Annotated in this window: 18 protein-coding genes; 9 read left to right on the forward strand and 9 right to left on the reverse strand. The window is 63.5% G+C overall.

Annotation, left to right across the window (positions count from 1 at the left end):
- Genes trpC through NKJ64_RS10565 form a run of 3 tightly spaced genes read left to right on the forward strand, consistent with a single transcriptional unit; the run spans position 1 to position 2,504 of the window.
- A complete protein-coding gene (trpC, locus tag NKJ64_RS10555) occupies positions 1-813 on the forward strand; it encodes an indole-3-glycerol phosphate synthase TrpC (protein WP_023688562.1) in 813 nt (270 codons plus the stop codon).
- A 2-nt stretch (positions 814-815) separates the two neighbouring features.
- On the forward strand, positions 816-1,298 hold the full coding sequence (gene moaC, locus NKJ64_RS10560) for a cyclic pyranopterin monophosphate synthase MoaC (RefSeq protein ID WP_023819950.1): 483 nt from the start codon (positions 816-818) through the stop codon (positions 1,296-1,298).
- On the forward strand, positions 1,299-2,504 hold the full coding sequence (locus tag NKJ64_RS10565; RefSeq protein ID WP_352462504.1) for a molybdopterin molybdotransferase MoeA: 1,206 nt from the start codon (positions 1,299-1,301) through the stop codon (positions 2,502-2,504).
- Positions 2,505-2,549: 45 nt separating this feature from the next.
- Here the strand turns inward: NKJ64_RS10565 and NKJ64_RS10570 are convergent, their stop codons facing one another.
- Positions 2,550-3,386 carry a hormone-sensitive lipase gene (locus NKJ64_RS10570; protein WP_488473701.1) on the reverse strand — a complete coding sequence of 279 codons (837 nt, stop codon included), beginning with the start codon at positions 3,384-3,386 and terminating at the stop codon, positions 2,550-2,552.
- Between the two features lie 160 nt (positions 3,387-3,546).
- Here NKJ64_RS10570 and NKJ64_RS10575 point away from each other — a divergent pair, with 160 nt between their 5' ends.
- Positions 3,547-5,172: an AMP-binding protein gene (locus NKJ64_RS10575; RefSeq protein WP_023829634.1), complete on the forward strand. Its 1,626-nt coding sequence runs from the start codon at positions 3,547-3,549 to the stop codon at positions 5,170-5,172.
- Positions 5,169-6,005: a tryptophan 2,3-dioxygenase gene (kynA, locus tag NKJ64_RS10580; RefSeq protein WP_023748414.1), complete on the forward strand. Its 837-nt coding sequence runs from the start codon at positions 5,169-5,171 to the stop codon at positions 6,003-6,005. The genes NKJ64_RS10575 and kynA overlap by 4 nt, the downstream gene beginning before the upstream one ends.
- 106 nt (positions 6,006-6,111) lie before the next feature.
- Here the strand turns inward: kynA and kynU are convergent, their stop codons facing one another.
- A complete protein-coding gene (gene kynU, locus NKJ64_RS10585; RefSeq protein WP_023696564.1) occupies positions 6,112-7,359 on the reverse strand; it encodes a kynureninase in 1,248 nt (415 codons plus the stop codon).
- 167 nt (positions 7,360-7,526) lie between these two features.
- Between kynU and NKJ64_RS10590 the strand changes: the two genes are divergently transcribed.
- Together NKJ64_RS10590 and lexA are read left to right on the forward strand one after the other, a co-directional pair.
- Entirely contained in the window at positions 7,527-8,291 is a 765-nt protein-coding gene (locus NKJ64_RS10590) for a GntR family transcriptional regulator (protein ID WP_023688568.1), read from the forward strand.
- A gap of 205 nt (positions 8,292-8,496) precedes the next feature.
- Positions 8,497-9,279: a transcriptional repressor LexA gene (gene lexA / locus NKJ64_RS10595; RefSeq protein ID WP_023684703.1), complete on the forward strand. Its 783-nt coding sequence runs from the start codon at positions 8,497-8,499 to the stop codon at positions 9,277-9,279.
- Here the strand turns inward: lexA and NKJ64_RS10600 are convergent.
- Both NKJ64_RS10600 and arr read right to left on the reverse strand, forming a co-directional pair.
- Positions 9,273-11,729, reverse strand: coding sequence for a ComEC/Rec2 family competence protein (locus NKJ64_RS10600; RefSeq protein WP_352462507.1), 2,457 nt, complete (start codon positions 11,727-11,729; stop codon positions 9,273-9,275). The genes lexA and NKJ64_RS10600 overlap by 7 nt on opposite strands.
- A 111-nt stretch (positions 11,730-11,840) precedes the next feature.
- Positions 11,841-12,257, reverse strand: coding sequence for an NAD(+)--rifampin ADP-ribosyltransferase (gene arr, locus NKJ64_RS10605; RefSeq protein ID WP_023688571.1), 417 nt, complete (start codon positions 12,255-12,257; stop codon positions 11,841-11,843).
- Between the two features lie 462 nt (positions 12,258-12,719).
- On the opposite strand from arr, the gene gltX reads away from it, so the two are divergent.
- A complete protein-coding gene (gene gltX / locus NKJ64_RS10610; protein ID WP_352462508.1) occupies positions 12,720-14,144 on the forward strand; it encodes a glutamate--tRNA ligase in 1,425 nt (474 codons plus the stop codon).
- Positions 14,145-14,324: 180 nt separating this feature from the next.
- A complete protein-coding gene (gene gltA / locus NKJ64_RS10615) occupies positions 14,325-15,656 on the forward strand; it encodes a citrate synthase (RefSeq protein WP_023671037.1) in 1,332 nt (443 codons plus the stop codon).
- 139 nt (positions 15,657-15,795) lie between these two features.
- On the opposite strand, the gene lpxB is transcribed toward gltA, so the two are convergent.
- From lpxB to lpxD, 5 genes are read right to left on the reverse strand one after another with little or no spacing between them, the layout of a single operon-like run.
- Positions 15,796-16,974: a lipid-A-disaccharide synthase gene (gene lpxB / locus NKJ64_RS10620; protein ID WP_352462509.1), complete on the reverse strand. Its 1,179-nt coding sequence runs from the start codon at positions 16,972-16,974 to the stop codon at positions 15,796-15,798.
- Positions 16,964-17,866, reverse strand: a complete 903-nt coding sequence (locus NKJ64_RS10625) for an LpxI family protein (protein WP_352462510.1) — start codon at positions 17,864-17,866, stop codon at positions 16,964-16,966. Before NKJ64_RS10625 ends, lpxB begins: the two co-directional genes overlap by 11 nt.
- Positions 17,853-18,686, reverse strand: a complete 834-nt coding sequence (gene lpxA / locus NKJ64_RS10630) for an acyl-ACP--UDP-N-acetylglucosamine O-acyltransferase (protein ID WP_023706235.1) — start codon at positions 18,684-18,686, stop codon at positions 17,853-17,855. Before lpxA ends, NKJ64_RS10625 begins: the two co-directional genes overlap by 14 nt.
- Positions 18,687-18,701: 15 nt before the next feature.
- Positions 18,702-19,154: a 3-hydroxyacyl-ACP dehydratase FabZ gene (fabZ, locus tag NKJ64_RS10635; RefSeq protein WP_023684696.1), complete on the reverse strand. Its 453-nt coding sequence runs from the start codon at positions 19,152-19,154 to the stop codon at positions 18,702-18,704.
- 1 nt (position 19,155) lies between these two features.
- Positions 19,156-20,214, reverse strand: a complete 1,059-nt coding sequence (gene lpxD, locus NKJ64_RS10640) for a UDP-3-O-(3-hydroxymyristoyl)glucosamine N-acyltransferase (protein WP_352462512.1) — start codon at positions 20,212-20,214, stop codon at positions 19,156-19,158.
- Positions 20,215-20,270 lie beyond the last annotated feature (56 nt).

Here is a 20,270-nt window from a genome sequence, read left to right on the forward strand (position 1 = left end):
GTGGCTGACATTCTGCGCAAGATCGAGGCCTACAAACGCGACGAGATCGCGGCGGCGAAGGCGCGGATACCGTTGGCCGAGATCAAGGCGCGAGCCAAGGATGCCGACGCACCGCGTGGCTTTCTGAGGGCGCTTGAGGCGAAGCGCAGATCGGGCAGCTTCGGCCTGATCGCCGAGATCAAAAAGGCAAGCCCTTCCAAAGGCTTGATCCGTGCCGATTTCGACCCGCCCGCACTGGCGCAGGCCTATGAGAAAGGCGGTGCCGCCTGTCTTTCGGTGCTGACCGATGCGCCATCCTTCCAGGGCGCGCCGGAATTTCTCACCAATGCACGCAAGGCAGTGTCCCTGCCCGCGCTGCGCAAGGATTTCCTGTTCGACCCTTACCAGGTCTACGAGGCTCGCGCATGGGGCGCCGATGCCATCCTGATCATCATGGCCAGCGTCGATGATGCCTTGGCGAGCGAATTGGAAGCGACCGCGTTCGAACTCGGCATGGACGCGCTGATCGAGGTGCATGACGAGGCCGAGACGCAGCGCGCGGTAAAACTCTCGTCGCAGCTGATCGGCATCAACAACCGCAATCTGAGAACATTCGAGACCAGCCTCGAGACCTCGGAACGGCTGGCGTCGATGGTGCCGGGCGGCCGATTGCTGGTCAGCGAGAGCGGCATTTTCACCCACGACGATTGCTTCAGGATGCAAAAGACCGGCATCAGCACCTTCCTCGTCGGCGAGAGCCTGATGCGGCAAGAGGATGTCGCTGCGGCAACGCGGCTGCTTTTGACAGGCAAGGCGAAGGCAGAGGCCATCTGAGGATGGCAGCCGCCCTCACCCATCTCGGCGCCAAGGGCGAGGCCAACATGGTCGATGTCGGCGACAAGGCGGAGACGACGCGCACGGCGGTCGCCGAGGGCTTTGTCTCGATGCGGGCCGAAACCCTGAAGATGATCCTCGACGGCGACGCCAAGAAGGGCGATGTGCTGGGTACCGCGCGCATTGCCGGCATCATGGCGGCCAAGAAGACGCATGAGCTGATTCCGCTCTGCCATCCGCTGCTTTTGACCAAGGTGTCGGTCGACATCGAACCGGACACCACGCTGCCCGGCCTCAGGGTCACCGCGCTTGCCCGCGTCACCGGCAAGACCGGGGTCGAGATGGAGGCGCTGACCGCGGCATCTGTCGCGTGCCTGACCATTTACGACATGGCCAAGGCGGTCGACCGCGCCATGGTGATTTCCGGTATAAAGCTGGTGGAAAAGACCGGCGGCAAGTCCGGCGACTACAAGGCGGGTTCGTAAATGGTGCTGGTTCCGGTCGCCGAGGCGCTTCAACGCCTCCTCGACGGCGCTGTGGCGTTGCCCGGTGAAAGCGTCGCGCTGGCGGATGCGGCCGGCCGGGTGCTGGTGGAGCCGGTCGTGGCGCTGCGTACCCAGCCGCCTTTCAATGCATCTGCCATGGACGGCTATGCCGCACGGGCGCAGGATGTGGCGTCCGCTCCGGCGCGGCTTTCGGTGATCGGCATGGCGCCCGCAGGGCGCCGCTTTGACGGCACAGTTGGTAAATCCGAGGCCGTGCGCGTCTTCACCGGCGCGCCGCTGCCTGAAGGCGCAGACACCATCGTCATCCAGGAAAATGTCCGCGATCTCGGCGGTAGCCGGATCGAGGTCGCCGAACCGACGGCGAAGAACCGCAATATCCGCCGCCTTGGACTGGATTTTGCGCAAGGCGACGTGCTGCTGGAAAAAGGCCGCGTGCTCGATCCGGCTGCATTGTCGCTGGCGGCGTCGGCCAATCATTCCCGGCTGAACGTGGTGCAACGGCCGCTGGTCGCCATAATCGCCACCGGCGACGAATTGCTGCCACCGGGCAGCGAACCTGGCCCCGACCAGATCATCTCGTCCAACGCCTATGGCGTCGCTGCTGTGGCGCAGTCGGTCGGCGCTCGCGCGCTCGATCTCGGTATAGCGGCCGATCGCAAGGAAGCGATCGCGGCGCTGGTGAAAAAGGCGGTCGATGCGAAAGCCGACGTCATCGTCACGCTCGGCGGCGCCTCGGTCGGCGACCATGATCTCGTCCATGACGTGCTGACCGGCGAAGGCATGAACCTCGACTTCTGGAAGCTCGCCATGCGCCCGGGCAAGCCGCTGATGTTCGGGCGGCTGGGCGATATCAGGTGCATCGGCCTGCCCGGCAATCCGGTGGCGAGCCTGGTCTGCTCGCAATTGTTCCTGAAGCCGCTGTTGGCGCAGCTCGGCGGCCGTCCCCACCGGCAGGACATCCGCCAGGCTCAGCTTGGCGCCGCGATGCCGGCCAATGATCTAAGGCAAGACTATGTGCGCGCCGTGGTCCGGGAAGAAGCCGGCGCATTGGTGGCGACGCCGTTCGGCATCCAGGATTCCTCGATGCTGAGAATGCTGGCCGACGCCAACGGCCTGATCGTGCGCGAGCCCTTCGCTCCGGCGGCAGAAGCAGGCGCCGCTTGCAGCGTTCTGATGTTGCGCTGAAGGTCGCGGATCCAAGCCGTTAATTCCAAGAGATAAGACTGGTTGTTACTCCGCCAGCAATGTCCGCGTCAGCGGATGTGTCGGATCGGCAAGCCCGTCGACGATGCTGAAATGATGCCGGTCCGGCTCGACCACTGTGCTGGTCGTGGCGCCGAGGCCGATCCAGATGTTGGCAAGCAGCGCATTCTGGCGCAGGAACTCCGCCCGCTCGCCGCCGCCGGCCCAGCAGGTGATGCGCGCGCCCTGCATGGGGCGCAGCAGAACCGGGCTTTCGGCCAGTGCTTCCGCTTCATCGATGGCCAGTGTCGCGTTCATCCCCGTCCGCATGATCGGCCGCAGATCATGAACCCCGGAGATCGAGACGACATTGCGTATGCGGCCGGCCACATCGGCGGCCAGAGGCGTCGTTGTCGTCACCATCCTGGAGGCGAGATGGCCGCCGGCGGAATGCCCGGTCAGGATCACCGGCCCGCCGACCATCGTCGCCGCCTTGCCGATCGCCGCCGCGATTTCCCTGACGATGCCGGAAATGCGTATGTCGGGACAAAGCGTGTAAGTCGGCATTGCCACGGCAAAGCCATTGGCAACCGCGCCGTTGGCCAGATGCGACCATGGCTTGTTGTCGAACGCCTTCCAGTAACCGCCATGGATGAAGACGACGAGCCCTTTGGGCATGACATCGGGAAGGAACAGATCGAGCCTGTTGCGCGGGCTGTCGCCATAGGCGATGTCGAGCTTGGCCCGACCGGACGCCGACATTGTGTCGCGAAAAGCCTGTGCCGGTGTGTCCCACGCGGCCGGCCAGCGATTGCTGCCGGCAATGTTGTCGCCGTTGGCGTAGGCATTGTCCCAATCGGCAACACGATGTTGGAGCATCTGCATCCCTCCCGGATGGCTTCAGTTCAGTCGACAGGAATGGCCGCCGAACAGGGCGGCGTCAATCCTGCGACCTAAAAACATTTTAGGCTTGAAACAAATTTCGACTGGTGCGATCCTGCGCCTTGTTCAGCCATGGGCGCGAGGCAGACAGGGGCAGCCGAAAATGCTTGGGCCATCAGCGCATATCGACACATTCACGCGCGACAACCTGCCGCCGCCGGAGCAATGGCCGGAGTTTTTGCTCGACGGCTTCGACTATCCCGACCACATAAATGCCGCCGTCGAATTGACCGACAGGCTGGTCGAAAAAGGGTTCGGCGACCACACCGCGCTGATCGGCAATGGCCGCCGCCGCACCTACAAGGAACTGTCCGACTGGACCAACAGGCTCGCCCATGCCCTGGTCGAGAATTATGGCGTCAAGCCGGGCAACCGGGTGCTGATCCGCTCGGCCAACAATCCGGCCATGGTCGCCTGCTGGCTGGCCGCCACCAAGGTTGGCGCGGTGGTCGTCAACACCATGCCGATGCTGCGCGCCGGCGAACTCGCCAAGATCGTCGACAAGGCGGAAATCACGGTTGCGCTTTGCGATACAAGGCTGATGGACGAGATGACCGCCTGCGCCAAGGGCAGTGCGTATCTCAAGCAGGTCATTGGCTTCGACGGCACGGCCAACCATGACGCGGAACTCGACCGCGCCGCCCTCGACAAGCCGGTCACCTTCACTGCCGTCAACACCGGCCGCGACGATGTCGCCCTGCTCGGCTTCACCTCCGGCACCACCGGCGTGCCGAAGGCGACGATGCATTTCCACCGCGACCTGCTGATCATCGCCGACGCCTATGCCCGCGAAATCCTGGAGGTGACGCCCGACGACATCTTCGTCGGCTCCCCGCCCCTTGCCTTTACCTTCGGTCTTGGCGGGCTCGCCATCTTCCCGCTGCGTTTCGGCGCCGCGGCGACGCTGCTGGAACAGGCGACGCCACCCAACATGATCCACATCATCGAGACCTACAAAGCGACCATTTCCTTCACCGCTCCAACCGCCTATCGGGCCATGCTCAAGGCCATGGATCAAGGCGCTGACCTGTCCTCGCTGCGCGTCGCGGTTTCGGCGGGCGAGACGCTGCCGGCGCCTGTCTTCGAGGAATGGACTGAGAAGACCGGCAAGCCGATTCTCGATGGGATCGGCGCCACCGAGATGCTGCATATCTTCATCTCCAACCGCTTCGACGACATGAAGCCGGCCTCCACCGGCAAACCCGTCGGCGGCTATCAGGCACGCATCGTCGATGACGAGATGCGGGAGCTGCCGCGCGGCTCTACTGGCCGGCTGGCGGTGCGCGGCCCGACCGGCTGCCGCTACATGGCCGATGCCAGGCAAAAGGACTATGTCCGCGATGGCTGGAATCTCACCGGCGATACGTTCACGCAGGACGAGGATGGCTTCTTCCACTTCGCCGCGCGTTCCGACGACATGATCGTCAGCGCCGGCTACAACATCGCCGGCCCCGAGGTCGAAGCGGCGCTGCTCTCGCATCCCGACGTCGCCGAATGCGCGGTGACCGGCGCCGAGGACGGTGAACGCGGCCAGATCGTCGAGGCGCATATCGTGCTTGTGCAAGGTGTTTCGCCGGACGCATTGACCGTCAAACGCCTGCAGGACCACGTCAAGGCAACGATCGCGCCCTACAAATATCCGCGTTCGGTGAAGTTCATCGACGCCTTGCCCAAAACCCAGACCGGCAAGATCCAGCGCTTCCGGTTGCGCGCGGAGAAGAGCAATTGATTAAGCCGCACGATCCGGCGTCCGATGGCGCGCAGATGTCGTTCAAGGAGCGGATGTCCTACAGCGACTATCTGCAGCTGGACAAGGTGCTCGATGCGCAGGCGCCGCTGTCTTCGGCCCATGACGAGATGCTGTTCATCATCCAGCATCAGACATCGGAATTGTGGATGAAGCTCGCTTTGCACGAGATCGGCGCCGCGATCCGCTCTATCCGCGCCGACCGCCTCGAACCGAGCTTCAAGATGCTGTCTCGCGTCGCGCGCATCTTCGAGCAGCTCAACAATGCCTGGGACGTGCTGCGCACGATGACGCCAAGCGAATACACCGAGTTTCGCGACGCGCTCGGCCAATCCTCGGGCTTCCAGTCGTGGCAGTACCGCGCTATCGAGTTCATGGCCGGCAACCGCAACCTAGCCATGCTCGGGCCGCACAAGCACCGGCCCGATCTTACGGACAGGCTGGAAGCGATCCTGGCCACGCCGTCGCTGTACGACGAGGCGCTTCTGCTTTTGGCGCGCAATGGCTTCGACATCGGCGCCGATGCCGGGCGCACGGACTGGCGCGAGACGCGCGTCGAGAACGAAGACGTGCTGGCTGCCTGGCAAACCGTCTACCGCGACCCGCAGCGCTACTGGATGCTCTACGAACTGGCCGAGAAGCTGGTCGACTTCGAGGATTACTTCCGCCGCTGGCGCTTCAACCACGTCACCACGGTCGAGCGCATCATCGGCTTGAAGCGCGGCACGGGCGGCACCTCAGGCGCCTCCTATCTGAAGAAGATGCTGGAGGTTGTGCTGTTTCCGGAGCTCTGGACGGTCCGCACCCGGCTCTAGAGCATTTCACCGTTTAACGTAAACGGCGAAATGCTCTAGCTCTTTGATTTGACGCAATTGCGGACGGAAAACCGCTTCACACTTTTCCTGAAATTGCTCTAGTTCCTCAGGTGACCGCGGTCTTCACCGCGAAGCGGGCGTCCTGCCAGGCGCCGGTGCGCAGAATATCCTCCAGGACTTCGACCGCCTGCCAGACATCGCCATATCCGACATAGAGCGGCGTGAAGCCGAAACGGATGGTCGACGGCGCCCGGAAATCGCCGATCACGCCGCGCTCGATCAGCGCGCGCATCACCTGATAGCCATGCGGATGGAGGAACGACACCTGGCTGCCGCGCTGGCTGCCGTCGCGAGGACTTTCCAGTTCAAGCCCGTAGGCGCCGCATCTGGCTTCGACGAGCTGGATAAACAGGTCGGTCAGCGCGATGCTTTTTCTGCGCACCGCCGCCATATCGACGTCGTTCCAGATATCGAGCGCGCCCTTGAGCGCCCGCATCGACAGCACCGGCTGCGTTCCGCACAGGAAGCGGCGAATGCCGCTGCCGACGGCAAAGCCCTGCTCGAAGGCAAAGGGCCGCGCATGGCCCCACCAGCCGCTGAGCGGCTGGTGGGCATCGTCATGGTGGCGCTCGGCCGCGTAGATGAAGGCTGGCGAGCCCGGGCCGCCATTGAGGTATTTGTAGGTGCAGCCGACGGCGAAATCGGCATTGGCACGGTCAAGTTCGACCGGCAAGGCGCCGGCCGTGTGGCAGAGATCCCAGATGATCAGCGCGCCGGCGTCATGTGCCTTGCGCGTCAGCGCCGCCATGTCGCGCAACTGGCCGGATTTGTAGTTGACGTGGTTGACCAGGATGACGGCAACGCTGTCGTCGATCAGCTCCTCGATTGCGGCCGCGTCGACGCCCTCCAGCCGCAGCCGCGTTCCCGGCCGGGTCGAGGCGACGCCTTCGGCCATGTAGAGGTCGGTCGGGAAACTGTCGCCCTCGGCAACGATGACCGACCGATCCGGCCGCATGCCGAGCGCTGCGTGCAGCAGCTTGTAGATGTTGATCGAGGTTGTGTCGCAGACCACCGTCTGCCCATCAGCCGCGCCGATCAGTCGCCCGAGCTGATCTCCGAGTTCCACCGGCATGTTGAACCAGCCGGCGGTGTTCCAGGCGCGAATGAGATCGTGCGCCCATTCCTGCGTGGCGGCCTGCTGCAGTTCGCTGAAGACGACCGCTGACGCGGCGCCCAGGGAATTGCCGTCGAGATAAATCACGCCTTGCGGCAAGACAAAGCGTTCGCGCATCGAGCGCAGCGGATCGGCGGCATCCATTGCTTCGATTGTAGCGAGATCGGGTGTCGTGCTCATGATCCGGCGCCCCTCCATGGACAAACGCGCGCGGCGGAGCCTGCCGCCCAAACATGCCGGCGATCTTGAGTGGTCGCCCTTGAACTGTCAAACATTATATATAATTCACCCATTGAAAGGCTTTGATATATAATGATCCGCCGAGCGTTTATGTCTGATGGATCACGATGCTGGATGACGAGCAGACCTCGAAGACGGAAGCGGCCTATCGCCTGCTCAGGCGCGATATTCTTGCGACCCGGCTGGCGCCTGCCGCGCCGTTGAAGCTGAGCACGCTGCGCAACACCTACGGCATCGGCTGGACGCCGTTGCGCGAGGCGCTGTCGCGGCTGGAGGCGGAACGGCTTGTGACCGCCATCAGCAACCGCGGGTTTGCGGTCGCTCCCGTCTCTCGGGCGGAGCTCGAGGATTTGGCGCGTGCGCGGCTGGTGGTCGAACTGCCCCTGCTGGTGGAATCGATCGAGGAGGGCGACCGTGAGTGGGAAGACGCGGTCGTTGCCGCCCACTATCGTCTCTCACGGTGCGGGTCTGTTCTCGACGATCCATCGGATGATGCGGTCGACGCGTGGTACGAAAAACACGATGCCTTCCATGCGGCGCTGCTCAGTGCCGCGACATCCAGCTGGCTGCTGCGCTTCAATGCGACGATTTCCGACCAATTGCATCGCCATCACCGCTTTCTGGGTCTGGCCCCGACGCTGCGCGCCGCCGCCGGCCGCACGGATGGCCACCGGAAGGCCGTGGCGGCCCTGCGCGACGCCGTGGCGATCGAACACCATACCGCCCTGATGGAAGCGGCCCTCGATCGCGACGTCGAACGTGCGAAAACTCTGATGACCGCTCACATCGGCTACACGCTGCAGGTCTATGCCCAGAGTGAACCCGGCGCGGATGCTGCGCAGCCCCGTCCGAAAAGGAAGCGGCGATCGTAGCCGACGACGCAGGGCACTTTGTCTTCGTTTCACCCCGTTGCCGGCCAACGACTACGAGCGGCGCTCGCAGCGCCGAACGTTACGCTGAACAAAACGTCAACACATTCATTAAACTTTAAAAGGTTGCGGAACACAACTGGAACAGATAGTGTTTGTTCTGGGTTTGTTTTTTCTGATTCTGGTTTCAGAACCCTTGGGGGCCGCGATGCTGACGCGCAAACAACATGAGCTTCTGATGTTCATCCATGAACGCCTGAAGGAGAGCGGAATCCCGCCGTCCTTCGACGAGATGAAGGAAGCGCTCGACCTCGCCTCCAAGTCCGGCATCCACCGCCTGATCACGGCGCTTGAGGAGCGCGGTTTCATTCGCCGGCTGCCGAACCGGGCGCGCGCGCTGGAAGTGCTGCGGCTGCCCGACTCGATCGCACCAGGCCTCAATGCGGCGAGGAAGTTTTCGCCGAGCGTCATTCAGGGCAGTCTTGGTCAAACCGGCCAAGGGCAAGGCGGCCAAGGACAAGGCGCGTTGGGCCAAGGCGGTCTCGGCCGCCAGATCAAGCCGGGCTCGCCGTCGCGTTCGATGTCGGCCGGCAATGACGATGCCGTTTCCGCGATTTCAATCCCGGTTATGGGACGCATCGCCGCCGGCGTGCCGATCGACGCCATCCAGCATCAGACCCATTCGATCTCGGTGCCGCCCGATATGATCATGGGCGGCGAACACTACGCGCTCGAGGTCAAGGGCGATTCGATGATCGAGGCCGGCATTTTCGATGGCGACACGGTCATCATCCGCAATGCCGACACAGCCAGCCCCGGCGAGATCGTGGTGGCGTTGGTCGACGATGAGGAAGCGACCCTGAAACGCTTCCGCCGCAAGGGCGCCTCGATCGCCCTGGAAGCCGCCAACCCGGCCTACGAGACCCGCATTTTTGGACCGGACAGGGTGAAGGTGCAGGGCAAGCTTGTCGGATTGATCCGGCGCTACTGAGCCGGCTTGGGTTTGTACTTTTCACGCTGGTTGTAAGGCGGCAGGCCGCGCGCTTCGCGGGAGAAGCGGCGTTGCTCGTGCCAGGGGCGATACGGCTTGTCGACGGCGAAGCGGATGGTTGGCGCTGCAGCTGCCGATTGCGGATCGAAGAAGACGGCGGCGCTGCCGTCGCGGGCCAGCTGTTTCTTCGTCACGACCAGCACCAGCGGGTCGCGGCACGGATTGTAGGCGGTGGCGTCATCGATGACGATCAGGCTCGCGAAGGCACAGGCCGGCCGCGCCGTCTTGCGGTCTTTCGCAAGCGCTACAATGGCTCCGGAAGGGTGCCGGGCGATACAGAGATCGCCGGTGCAATAGAAGGGCGAGCCGGGCGGCAGATCGAGCGGATCGAGATCGAACCGCGTATCTGTTGCCTCGAAAATCTCAGGTGGGATAATGGTTTTGGCCCGCAGCGCCCGTTTCCAATTGTCCGTGGTGAATTCGTTGGAGCGTTCGCGGTTGAGGGCGAGTTCGCCGCCACCGATCGGCATGGCCACCAGATGCGCATCCTCGGATATGAGCACGTCGGGCGTAAGCACCTGCGGCACCGTCAACAGGCCGGCCAGCGCGCAAGGCACGGCCGCCAACCTGAGCCAGGTGGTGGCCATGGTGGCGATGACGAGGGCGACCGCCACCAACAGCACCGAGCGGATGGAGATCAGCCCGACGGCGTCGACCGGCGAGCGCTCGGAAATCCAGGCCGATATAGCGATCATCGCCATCAGACCCTTGCCCATCACATAGAGGAACGGCCCGTCGGCGCCGAACGGCATCGCCAGTGCGCTGAGCACGGCAAAAGGCATGACGATCAACGAAACAATCGGCATCACGGCCAGATTGGCGATCAGGCTGAGCGGCGACACACGCTGAAAATGCCAGATGGCGAACAGCAAGGTTGCACTGCCGGCGATGATCGAGGTCATGGCGAGGCCGCCCATGGCCAGCGCGAATTTTCGCGACAGGAAGCCGACGAAGGAGCGCTTTGCCGGCGGCGTTCTCACCTTGTCGGCGCGGTAATCGGCCCCGCCGGCATAGGCGCCGACAAGGGCGGCGGTGGCAGCAAACGACATCTGGAAGCTGGGACCGACCACCTCGTGCGGCGACACCAGGATGACGGCAATGGCGGAGATCGCCAGATTGCGCATGGTGAGTGCGGCGCGATCAAACAGCACGGCGACAAGCATGACCGCCAGCATGATGAAGCTGCGCTCGGCGGCAACCACGACGCCTGAAATGACGAGATAGGCGGCGATGGAGACGAGTGCTGCCACTGCTGCATATTTCTTGACTGGGCGGCGCGAAGAGAAATCGGGAAACAGCGCAAAGGCGCCACGCAGCAACGCCATGATGGTGCCGGCAACCAGCGCCATGTGCAGGCCGGAGATGGAGATGATGTGGTAGATGCCGGTGCGCCGCATCGCTTCGTTGACCTCGTCCGGGATGCCGGCGCGCACCCCGACAATCAACGCCGCGGCAATCTCGCCTTCGGCGCCGCCGATTTTGCCCCTGATATGGTCGGCAATGTTTTCGCGCGCGTTCTCGATTGCCGAGGAGAGCCGCGCGGTCAGCGGCGGCGGTCCCTGCGTAGCAATGGTTTTCGGATTGCCGAGAAAGAAGCCGCTGCCGCCGATACCGGTGAAATAGCTGTCGAAGGAGAAATCGTAGCTCTCCGGCCGCACCGGACCGGTCGGCGGCAACAGCCTGGCATAGCCGGTGATCAGGGAGCCGGCGGTCATATCGGCGGGAACGGTCCGCGCCGAGAGCCTGACCCGCTCCGGGGCGTAGCGCAGCTCGGGGTAAGCGGTCGAAACCACATCGAGCGTCAGCCTGATGCGGCCGCTTTCCATCTGTTCGAGACTGACGACGCGGCCGGTCAGCCGTGTCTGAATCTCGGAGCCGAGCATCTGCGTTCCGGCGCGCCAAGTCTCGACTTTGGCGGCGACGACGCCGAGCGCGCACAGCATCGCGGCCATGCAGAACAGATGCGTCCTCGGCCGCGATCGCGTGGCGAGGGCGCAACATGTCGCCAGCACCACAATGGCGATTGGCTGCGCAAAGCCGGGCTCGCCGGCCAGCGAGAAATAAATGATGACGCCGGCCGCCAGGAAAACCGGCACCAGCAGGAAGGCGACGCCCCGGTCGAGCTCCGTGTTGGCGGCCACGGCAAGGCTGCGGCGGAGCGCGGGCCATGACGGACGGCGAAGCCGTCTGCGCAGACGGGCGATAGATCCGGGCGCTGTGACTTGCGCCGGCAACGCGCCACCGGGCAGCGCAGGCGCGACGCCGGGATGCGGCTCAGGCAGCGCGAGGGGCAGCGGCTCGGCATAGGGACTATCGGCAAACAGCGAGCGTTCGCTGACGCTTGCCTCGGCGCCTTCGCCTTCCTTCGTGCCCCGGCCACGTCCAGCCATCGGGTCTGCCCCTTGCGCCCCAGACCCCTATGCTACATGAACGCGCAAAGCGCGAAAGTCCGCGTGATCACGTCCACCGCGCCGGAATCGACCATCACCTGGCAAGGACGCTCAATCCTCAATCATATCCTGGCCCTCCGCCCTCAGGCGAGCAAGCCCATCGTGCATTGCCTTCAATTGTTCCGGTGTATGACCCTGCCATTCACCGAGTTCACCCAGGATGAGCAACGGATCACGGGAGCGGTAGGATTTCGTCGGATTACCGGGAAATTTTTTGTCGGTCAGGTTAGGGTCATCCATAAAAAACCCCGTCGGCTTTACGATGTAAATCCTTTGACGACCGTCACCCGTTGCAAGCTCTGCTCCCCAGATGGCGGCTTCCAGTGTCTGGGTGAAATAGATCCATGACAGTGGTTTACCTCTGAAATTGGAAGGGTGGCCGACGCTCAGCAGATCCCCGGGTTTCAAATCCGCCCGGGTACCATGGTAGAACGGATCACCCTCCGTATGGTCGGCGTTTTCGGTCATCGGTAGTCCTTCTTTCAATCATGCCTCCTTCGTGGCGAGACCGGCCTGCACACAGTTGCGGTGTTCACGATAATGATTGCAGAAAGGTCTATATGCGTGACCAAGCCAACGCTGTCACGGCGGCGTTGTAGTCGGGCAGTGCCGCATCCGTGAAGAAATGTCCGCTCGTCAGAGGGGGCTACCACCGTCGCAGCGATGTTCCAGGCACTGTGACGGACGCTGCAGCCGAATGAAACCCAGACATTGACGCTGCTGTCAAACGAGGTTGCGCGGAGGGTGCGAACAGATTTTGTGCTACAAGGCTCCAGCGCCAGTTGACGCAACCGATAATTGCCGACGTGCCCCGGCCACGTCCAGCCATCGGGTCTGCCCCTTGCGCCCCAGACCCCCTATGCTACATGAACGCGCAAAGCGCGAAAGTCCGCGCGATCACGCTCCGCTTTCCAAGGTTCCGAGAGTTCCATGTCCGACACGGTCGTCACCCGTTTTGCCCCCTCGCCCACCGGCTATCTGCATATCGGCGGCGCGCGCACGGCGCTGTTCAACTGGCTGTACGCCAAGCACACCGGCGGCACGATGGTGCTGCGCATCGAGGACACCGACCGCGAACGCTTCAACGAGGCGGCGACACAGGCCATTCTGGATGGGCTGACCTGGCTCGGCCTTTCCTGGGACGGTGAGGCCATATCGCAGTTCGAGCGCGCGCCGCGCCACCGTGAGGTGGCCGAGGAGCTGGTGCGCCTGGGCAAGGCCTATTACAGCTACGAGACGCCTGCCGAGCTCGAGGCGATGCGCGAGGCCGCACGCGCCAAGGATCTGCCGCCGCGCTACAACGGCCAGTGGCGCGATCGTGCCCCCTCGGAGGCGCCTCCCGGCGTCAAGGGCGCCATCCGCATCAAGGCGCCGACCGAGGGCGAAACCGTGGTGCACGACCGTGTGCAGGGCGAGGTGCGCTTCCCCAACAAGGACCTCGACGATTTCATCATTCTGCGCTCGGACGGCAATCCGACCTACATGCATGCCGTCGTCGTCGACGACCATGACATGGGCGTCACCCACATCATCCGTGGCGACGACCATCTGACCAACGCCGCGCGCCAGACGGTGATCTACAACGCGATGGGCTGGGACGTCCCGTCGATGTCGCATATCCCGCTGATCCACGGCGCCGACGGCGCCAAGCTGTCGAAGCGGCACGGCGCACTCGGTGTCGAGGCTTATCGCGCCATGGGCTATCTGCCCGAGGCACTGCTCAACTATCTGGCGCGGCTCGGCTGGAGCCATGGCGACGACGAGATCATGTCGATCAAGGACATGATTTCGTGGTTCGACATCGGCGATGTCAACAAGGGTGCGGCGCGCTTCGACTTCGCCAAGCTCGAGTCGATCAACGGCGCGCATATGCGCAAGATGGCCGATACCGAGCTGTTCGACATTTTCGTCGCCACTCTGCCATACCTCGAAGGCGGATCTGCTATGGCCGCCCGTCTCGACGACGCCAGGAAGGCGCAGCTGCTGGCCGCCTTGCCGGGCCTGAAAGAGCGCGCCAAGACGCTGGTGGAACTGGCCGATGGCGCGGCCTTCCTGTTCGTCGAGCGGCCGCTGCCGATCGACGAGAAGGCGGCAGCATTGCTCAGTGCCGACGCGCGCGCGATCCTGCGCGGCGCACATGCCGCTTTGCAGACTGTTCCGGGCGATTGGTCGGCTGCCGCGGCTGAAGCCGCGGTGCGCGAGTTCGCAGCGGCCGGCGGCCACAAGCTCGGCGCCGTGGCCCAACCGCTCCGGGCGGCCCTTACCGGCCGTAGCACCTCGCCCGGCGTGTTCGACGTTCTTGCCGTGCTTGGCCGCGAGGAAAGCCTGGCGCGGATTGCGGATCAAATCGATTAGGAGCGAGCTGGCCCAAAAAGATTGGCATTGAAAGGCGGGTTTCGCAGTGCAACATTAGGCCTTGGCCCAATCAGGCACGCACCTCCCAAAATGCGGTGGCGAGTTCGCGCATTCCGGTGATTTCGACGTGTCGTTTGCAGGAATTGCCTTGCCGGCATGAGGAACATGAAGGAGTTGAGAATGAGCGAAGCTGCGACAAGACTGGAAACCGGCAGCAAGACGACGCACCCGTCGACTGCCACGCTCGAACTGGCCGGCAAGACGCATGAATTCAAGGTGCGGAGCGGCTCGGTCGGGCCCGACGTCATCGACATCGGTGCGCTCTACAACACCACCGGCGCCTTCACCTACGATCCCGGCTTCACCTCGACGGCGAGCTGCGAGTCGGCGATAACCTTCATCGACGGCGATGCCGGCATCCTGCTTCACCGCGGCTACCCCATCGACCAGCTGGCCGAGCATGGCGACTTCCTCGAAGTCTGCTACCTCCTGCTCTACGGCGAACTGCCGACCAAGGCGCAGAAGGACGATTTCGACTACCGGGTGACGCGCCACACCATGGTGCACGAGCAGATGTCGCGCTTCTTCACCGGCTTCCGCCGCGACGCGCATCCGATGGCTGTGATGTGCGGCGTGGTCGGCGCGCTGTCGGCCTTCTATCACGACTCCACCGATATTTCGGATCCGTATCAGCGCATGGTCGCCTCGATGCGGCTGATTGCCAAGATGCCGACGATTGCGGCCATGGCCTACAAATACCATATCGGCCAGCCCTTCATTTACCCGAAGAACGAGCTGAACTTCGCCGCCAACTTCCTGCATATGTGCTTTGCGGTGCCGTGCGAGGAATACAAGATCAATCCGGTGCTGGCGCGCGCCATGGAGCGCATCTTCATCCTGCATGCCGACCACGAACAAAACGCCTCGACCTCGACGGTGCGCCTTGCCGGCTCGTCGGGCGCCAATCCGTTCGCCTGCATTGCCGCCGGCATCGCCTGCCTGTGGGGCCCGGCGCATGGCGGCGCCAACGAAGCGGCGCTCAACATGCTGGGCGAGATCGGCCATGTCGACCACATCCCGGAATTCATCGCCCGCGCCAAGGACAAGAACGATCCGTTCCGGCTGATGGGCTTCGGCCATCGCGTCTACAAGAACTACGATCCTCGCGCGAAAATCATGCAGAAGACGGCGCATGAGGTGCTGGGCGAACTCGGCATCAAGGACGATCCGCTGCTCGATATCGCCATGGAGCTGGAAAAGATCGCGCTGACCGATTCCTACTTCATCGAGAAGAAGCTCTATCCGAACGTCGATTTCTATTCCGGCATCACGCTGAAGGCGCTGGGCTTCCCCACCACCATGTTCACCGTACTGTTCGCGGTCGCGCGCACCGTCGGCTGGATCGCGCAGTGGAAGGAAATGATCGAGGACCCGCACCAGAAGATCGGCCGCCCGCGCCAGCTCTATACCGGCGCCCCGGAACGCGACTACGTGCCGATTGCGAAAAGGTGAAAGAGAGTGAATGGTGAATGGTAAGTAGTGAATAGCAGGTAGTAATAGCAGGTAGTAAGTAGCAGCTTGATTATAGTCGAGAGCTCGTTAATCCTATTCACTATTCACTATTCACTATTCACTATTCACTATTCACTCGCTAAGCCCTATTCGCTCTCCCGATGTGGCGAAGAACGACATCGGCGGCGATGTCGCCGGAGGGCCTGTCGGTGGCCATGCGTCTGGCAACCTCGCCAAAGCCGTCCTTTTGCCAAGCGCGGTAGGCGGTGTCTGAGAACAGTGCCTCGAGCTGCCGCGCCAGATAGTGCGGCCGCACATACTGGTTGTAGCTTTCCGGCACGACCGGCCGGTCGGCAATAAGGTTGGGCAAAGCAGCGCTCCACACCGTGATCAGGCTCTGCGCCATCAGCATGATCGGATCGAACTTGTAGCAAGAGATCATCGGGACACCCGACATCGCCAGTTCCAGTGACACCGTTCCAGACGCGATCAGCGCCGCATCGGCCTTGCCGAAGGCCTGCCACTTGCGCTCGGGATCGAGGATGACTTCTGGCTCCTGATCCCAGCGCGCCACCGATGTTTTGACCAGTTCGGCGACATGCGGCACCGTCGGCAGCAACAGCCGCAGCCTGTGGCCACGCGCGCGCAGCGCCGACACCGTCTCGCCGAACGGACCGATAAGCCGGCTCACCTCGCCGCGCCGCGACCCTGGCAGGACGAGCAGCGTCTTGACGTGATCGGCCGAGAGATCGCGTGGCTGGGCTTGCGCCCTGGCCGCGCCCAGCACGCCTGGATCATGCGTGAGGCGATGTCCGACGTAAGTGCCGGGCGGGCCGCCGAGACGGCTGAGCTCCTTTACCTCGAAAGGCAGGATGCACAGTATGTGGTCGACATAGGGCTTCATCGCGGCCGCCCTACCCGGCCGCCACGCCCAGACGCTCGGGCAGACATAATGGACGATCGGGATCGACGGATCGGCGGCGCGGATCTTTTTGGCGACGCGCAGCGAGAAATCGGGGCTGTCGATGGTGATCAGACAGTCGGGTTTTTCGGCGGCGACAGCACTTGCCGTCTGGCTGATCCGCCGCATCAGGCGCGGCAAGTCACGCAGGATGGCGCTGAGCCCCATCAGCGCGATCTCGGCGCCGTCGAACAGCGGCGCCAGTCCGAGCGCCTGCAGATGCCGCCCGCCAGTGCCGACGAGTTGCACCTCGCGCCCGGTCATGCGCTTCAGCGCCTGCACGATGTCGGCGCCCAGCAGGTCGCCGGATTCTTCGCCGGCGACGATGGCAATCTTCAGCGGCTTCTCAGCTGCCATGGACAGCCCCCGCAGCCGGCAGGCCGAACACGAACAGGCCGAGCGCATTGGCGCGCGCGAGAACGGCGGGGCCTTCGAGGATGAGCGAACGGCCGGCTTCGACGGCAATGCCGGCGAGCCCCGCGGCATGCGCCGCCTCGACGGTCTGGGGGCCAATAGATGGCAGATCGGCACGCAATTCCTGGCCAGGCTTGGCGCATTTGACCAGGACACCGCGCGTCTTGCCGGCCAGCCTGCCATGGCCGCGCAACTGCTGCGTCCGCTCGAGCAGTCCGTGGGTGCCCTCGACGCCTTCCAGGGCAACAGCGCGGCCACCGATGGCAATTGCCGCCTGACCAATGTCGAGCGCGCCGATGGCCTTTGCCGCCGCGTGTGCCGCCTCGATATCGCGCCAGTCGGACTTTCGCGGCACTGCTTTGGTCAGCGGCCCTTCGGCCGCGACGAGCCGGGGCACGACTTCATGCGCACCGACAACCTTGACGCCCCGTGCCTCCAGGCCGCGGGTCAATATCTTCAACAGCCCGTCATCGCCGCGGGCAAGCGCCATGGCGAGCGAGGGTATAAGTGCCAGTAGCCCAAGGTTCGGACGCATGTCGACCAACCGCGGCCTGCGCCTGATCTCGCCGGCAAGCACAAGATGGGTGATGCGCCGGCGCCTCAGCAACGCAACCAGCGAGCCGATGTCTTCCAGCGCAAGGCTTTCATGCTCATAGATTGTGAGGTCGGACTGACGGTCGGCCTGACCTTCGACCAGGATGATGACAGGCCGATGTCCGGCCTCCGCCAGGCCGGCGGCAACTTCGACCGGCAAGCTACCGCCGCCGGCAATGATGCCGACCCTGGCGTCCGGCGCAAGTTCGAGGCCCGTTGAAGTGGCCTCAGCCTTCGTCATCGGCATCGTCGCCGTCGCCACCCTTAAGCGACGGGACGGCAAAATGCCGCTTGCCGCGACTGGTGATGAAATCGATGATTTTCATGGCCGTCGGCGACGACGCAAACTCGGCCTTGGCGAATTCGATGTTCTCGCCGACAGTGCGGGAGCGGTCGAAGATGGTCTTGTAAGCCTTGCGCAGCAGGTAGATTTCGGCGCGCGGCAACCCGGCGCGCTTCAGGCCGATGATGTTGAGTCCACGCAGGCTGGCGCGATTGCCCACCGCAATGGCGTAGGGAATGACATCGCCGACAAAAGCCGAGCAGCCGCCGAGAAAGGCGTTGTCACCAACACGCACGAACTGATGAACGGCGCTGAGGCCGCCAATATAAACGCTGTCACCGACCTCGCAATGGCCGCCCAGGGTCGCGCCATTGGCGAAGGTGGCGTTTTTACCGACGACGCAATCATGGGCAATGTGGGCATAGGCAAGGAAATTGCCGTTGTCGCCGACGGTCGTCTCGCCGCGGCTGGAATCGGTGCCGAGATGCATGGTCACGCCTTCGCGGATCGTGCAGTTCTGGCCGATGACCAAAGTGGTGCGGCCGCCCTTGTGCTTGGTGTTCTGCGGCGGTCCGCCCAGTGTCGCCATTGGATAGACCTTGGTCGCGGCGCCAATGGTTGTCGCGCCCAGCACCGAGACATGGCTGACCAGTTCGACGCGGTCACCGATCACGGCGTCAGCGCCGACATAGCAGAAAGGTCCTATTGCGGCGCCTTCGCCGATCTGCGCGCCGGCCTCGATGACGGCCGAGGGGTGGATTGAAGTCTGTATTTTCATGAGCATTTCGAACCGTCAGCCGGTAACCATCATTGCCGAGATCTCGGCTTCGGCGGCCTTTGTGCCCTCCACCATGGCCTCGCAGGCGAATTTGAGCAGGTTGCCGCGCATCTTGATTTTCTTGACGTGGATTTTCAACTGGTCGCCCGGGACGACCGGTTTGCGGAATTTCGCATTATCGATGGTCAGGAAATAGACCAGCGACGGCTTTTCCGTGTTGAGGTTACGGATGCAGATCGCGCCGGCGGTCTGCGCCATGGCCTCGACGATGAGCACGCCCGGCATCACCGGCTGATCCGGGAAATGGCCCTGGAAATGCGGCTCATTGATGGTCACGTTCTTGATGCCGATGGCAGAATCATTGCCGTCGATTTCGATGATGCGATCGATCATCAGGAAGGGATAGCGATGCGGTAAAAGCTTCATCAACCCCAATATATCGACCGCTTCGAGCGTCGCCGGCACCATCTCAGCTACTTCCCCCTTCGCCCTGCTTGCGCGTCCTGGCGAGCTTCCTCAGCATGGCGATCTCGCGCATGGCTTCCGCCATCGGCTGCGCCGGATAGCCTCCCCAGATCTCGCCCGCCGGCACGTTGCTCATGAACCCGCTTCTTGCAGCAAGCTTGGCCCCTGATCCGATGGTCAAATGATCGGCAAGGCCAACGCCGCCGCCCATGGTGACACCATCACCGACGGTGACGGAGCCGGAAATACCAGAGAGCCCGGCAATAATGCAATTGCGGCCGATGCGAACGTTATGGGCGATCTGCACCAGATTGTCGATCTTGGTGCCCTGACCGATGACCGTATCCGACATGGCGCCGCGATCGACGGTCGTGTTCGAGCCGATTTCGACATCGTCCTGGATGATGACGCGGCCGACCTGCGGCACACGCTCAGGGCCTTTGGCGCCGCCGACAAAGCCGAAGCCGTCCTGGCCTATCCTGGCGCCGCCATGAATGATGACGCGGTTGCCGATCAGCGCATACTGAACACTGACACCCGGCCCAATGTAGCCGTCACAGCCGATCTGGCAGGAGGGGCCGATAACGGCGTGGGGGGCAATGACCGTTCCGCTGCCGATGGAAGCGCGGGGGCCGATGACCGCTCCGGCCTCGATGATCGCCCCGGCCTCGATATGCGCCGAGGCATCGACATGAGCTTGCGGCGAGACCCCGGTTTCGCTGGTCATCGGTCCCGGCGTAGCCGCCGTCGGGAACAGCAGGCGGCCGATCATGGCGAAGGCCTGCTGCGGGCGCGGATGAACCAGAACCGCGATGCCGGCCGGCGCCTTGCCCGCGAACTCGGCGGGACAAAACACGGCCGCCGCCTTCAGCGACTGCATCAGCGCGAAATTGCGCTTGCCGTCGACGAAGACGAGCGCACCCTCGCCGCCTTCATTGGCTGGCGCCAACGCATCGATCGATATGTGGGCAAAATCGGAATCGACAAGCGATGCGCCGGTCAGATTCGCGACTTCGCCAGCCGTATACCGGCGTGATGGCGCGAAGAACACCGGATCGGTCATTCCAGAAGCAATATCCAGCTAGGTCGGATCAGTTCTCTTCCGGACCCCAACGGCCC

Source organism: Mesorhizobium sp. M0062 (assembly GCF_040323125.1).
GTDB lineage: Bacteria > Pseudomonadota > Alphaproteobacteria > Rhizobiales > Rhizobiaceae > Mesorhizobium.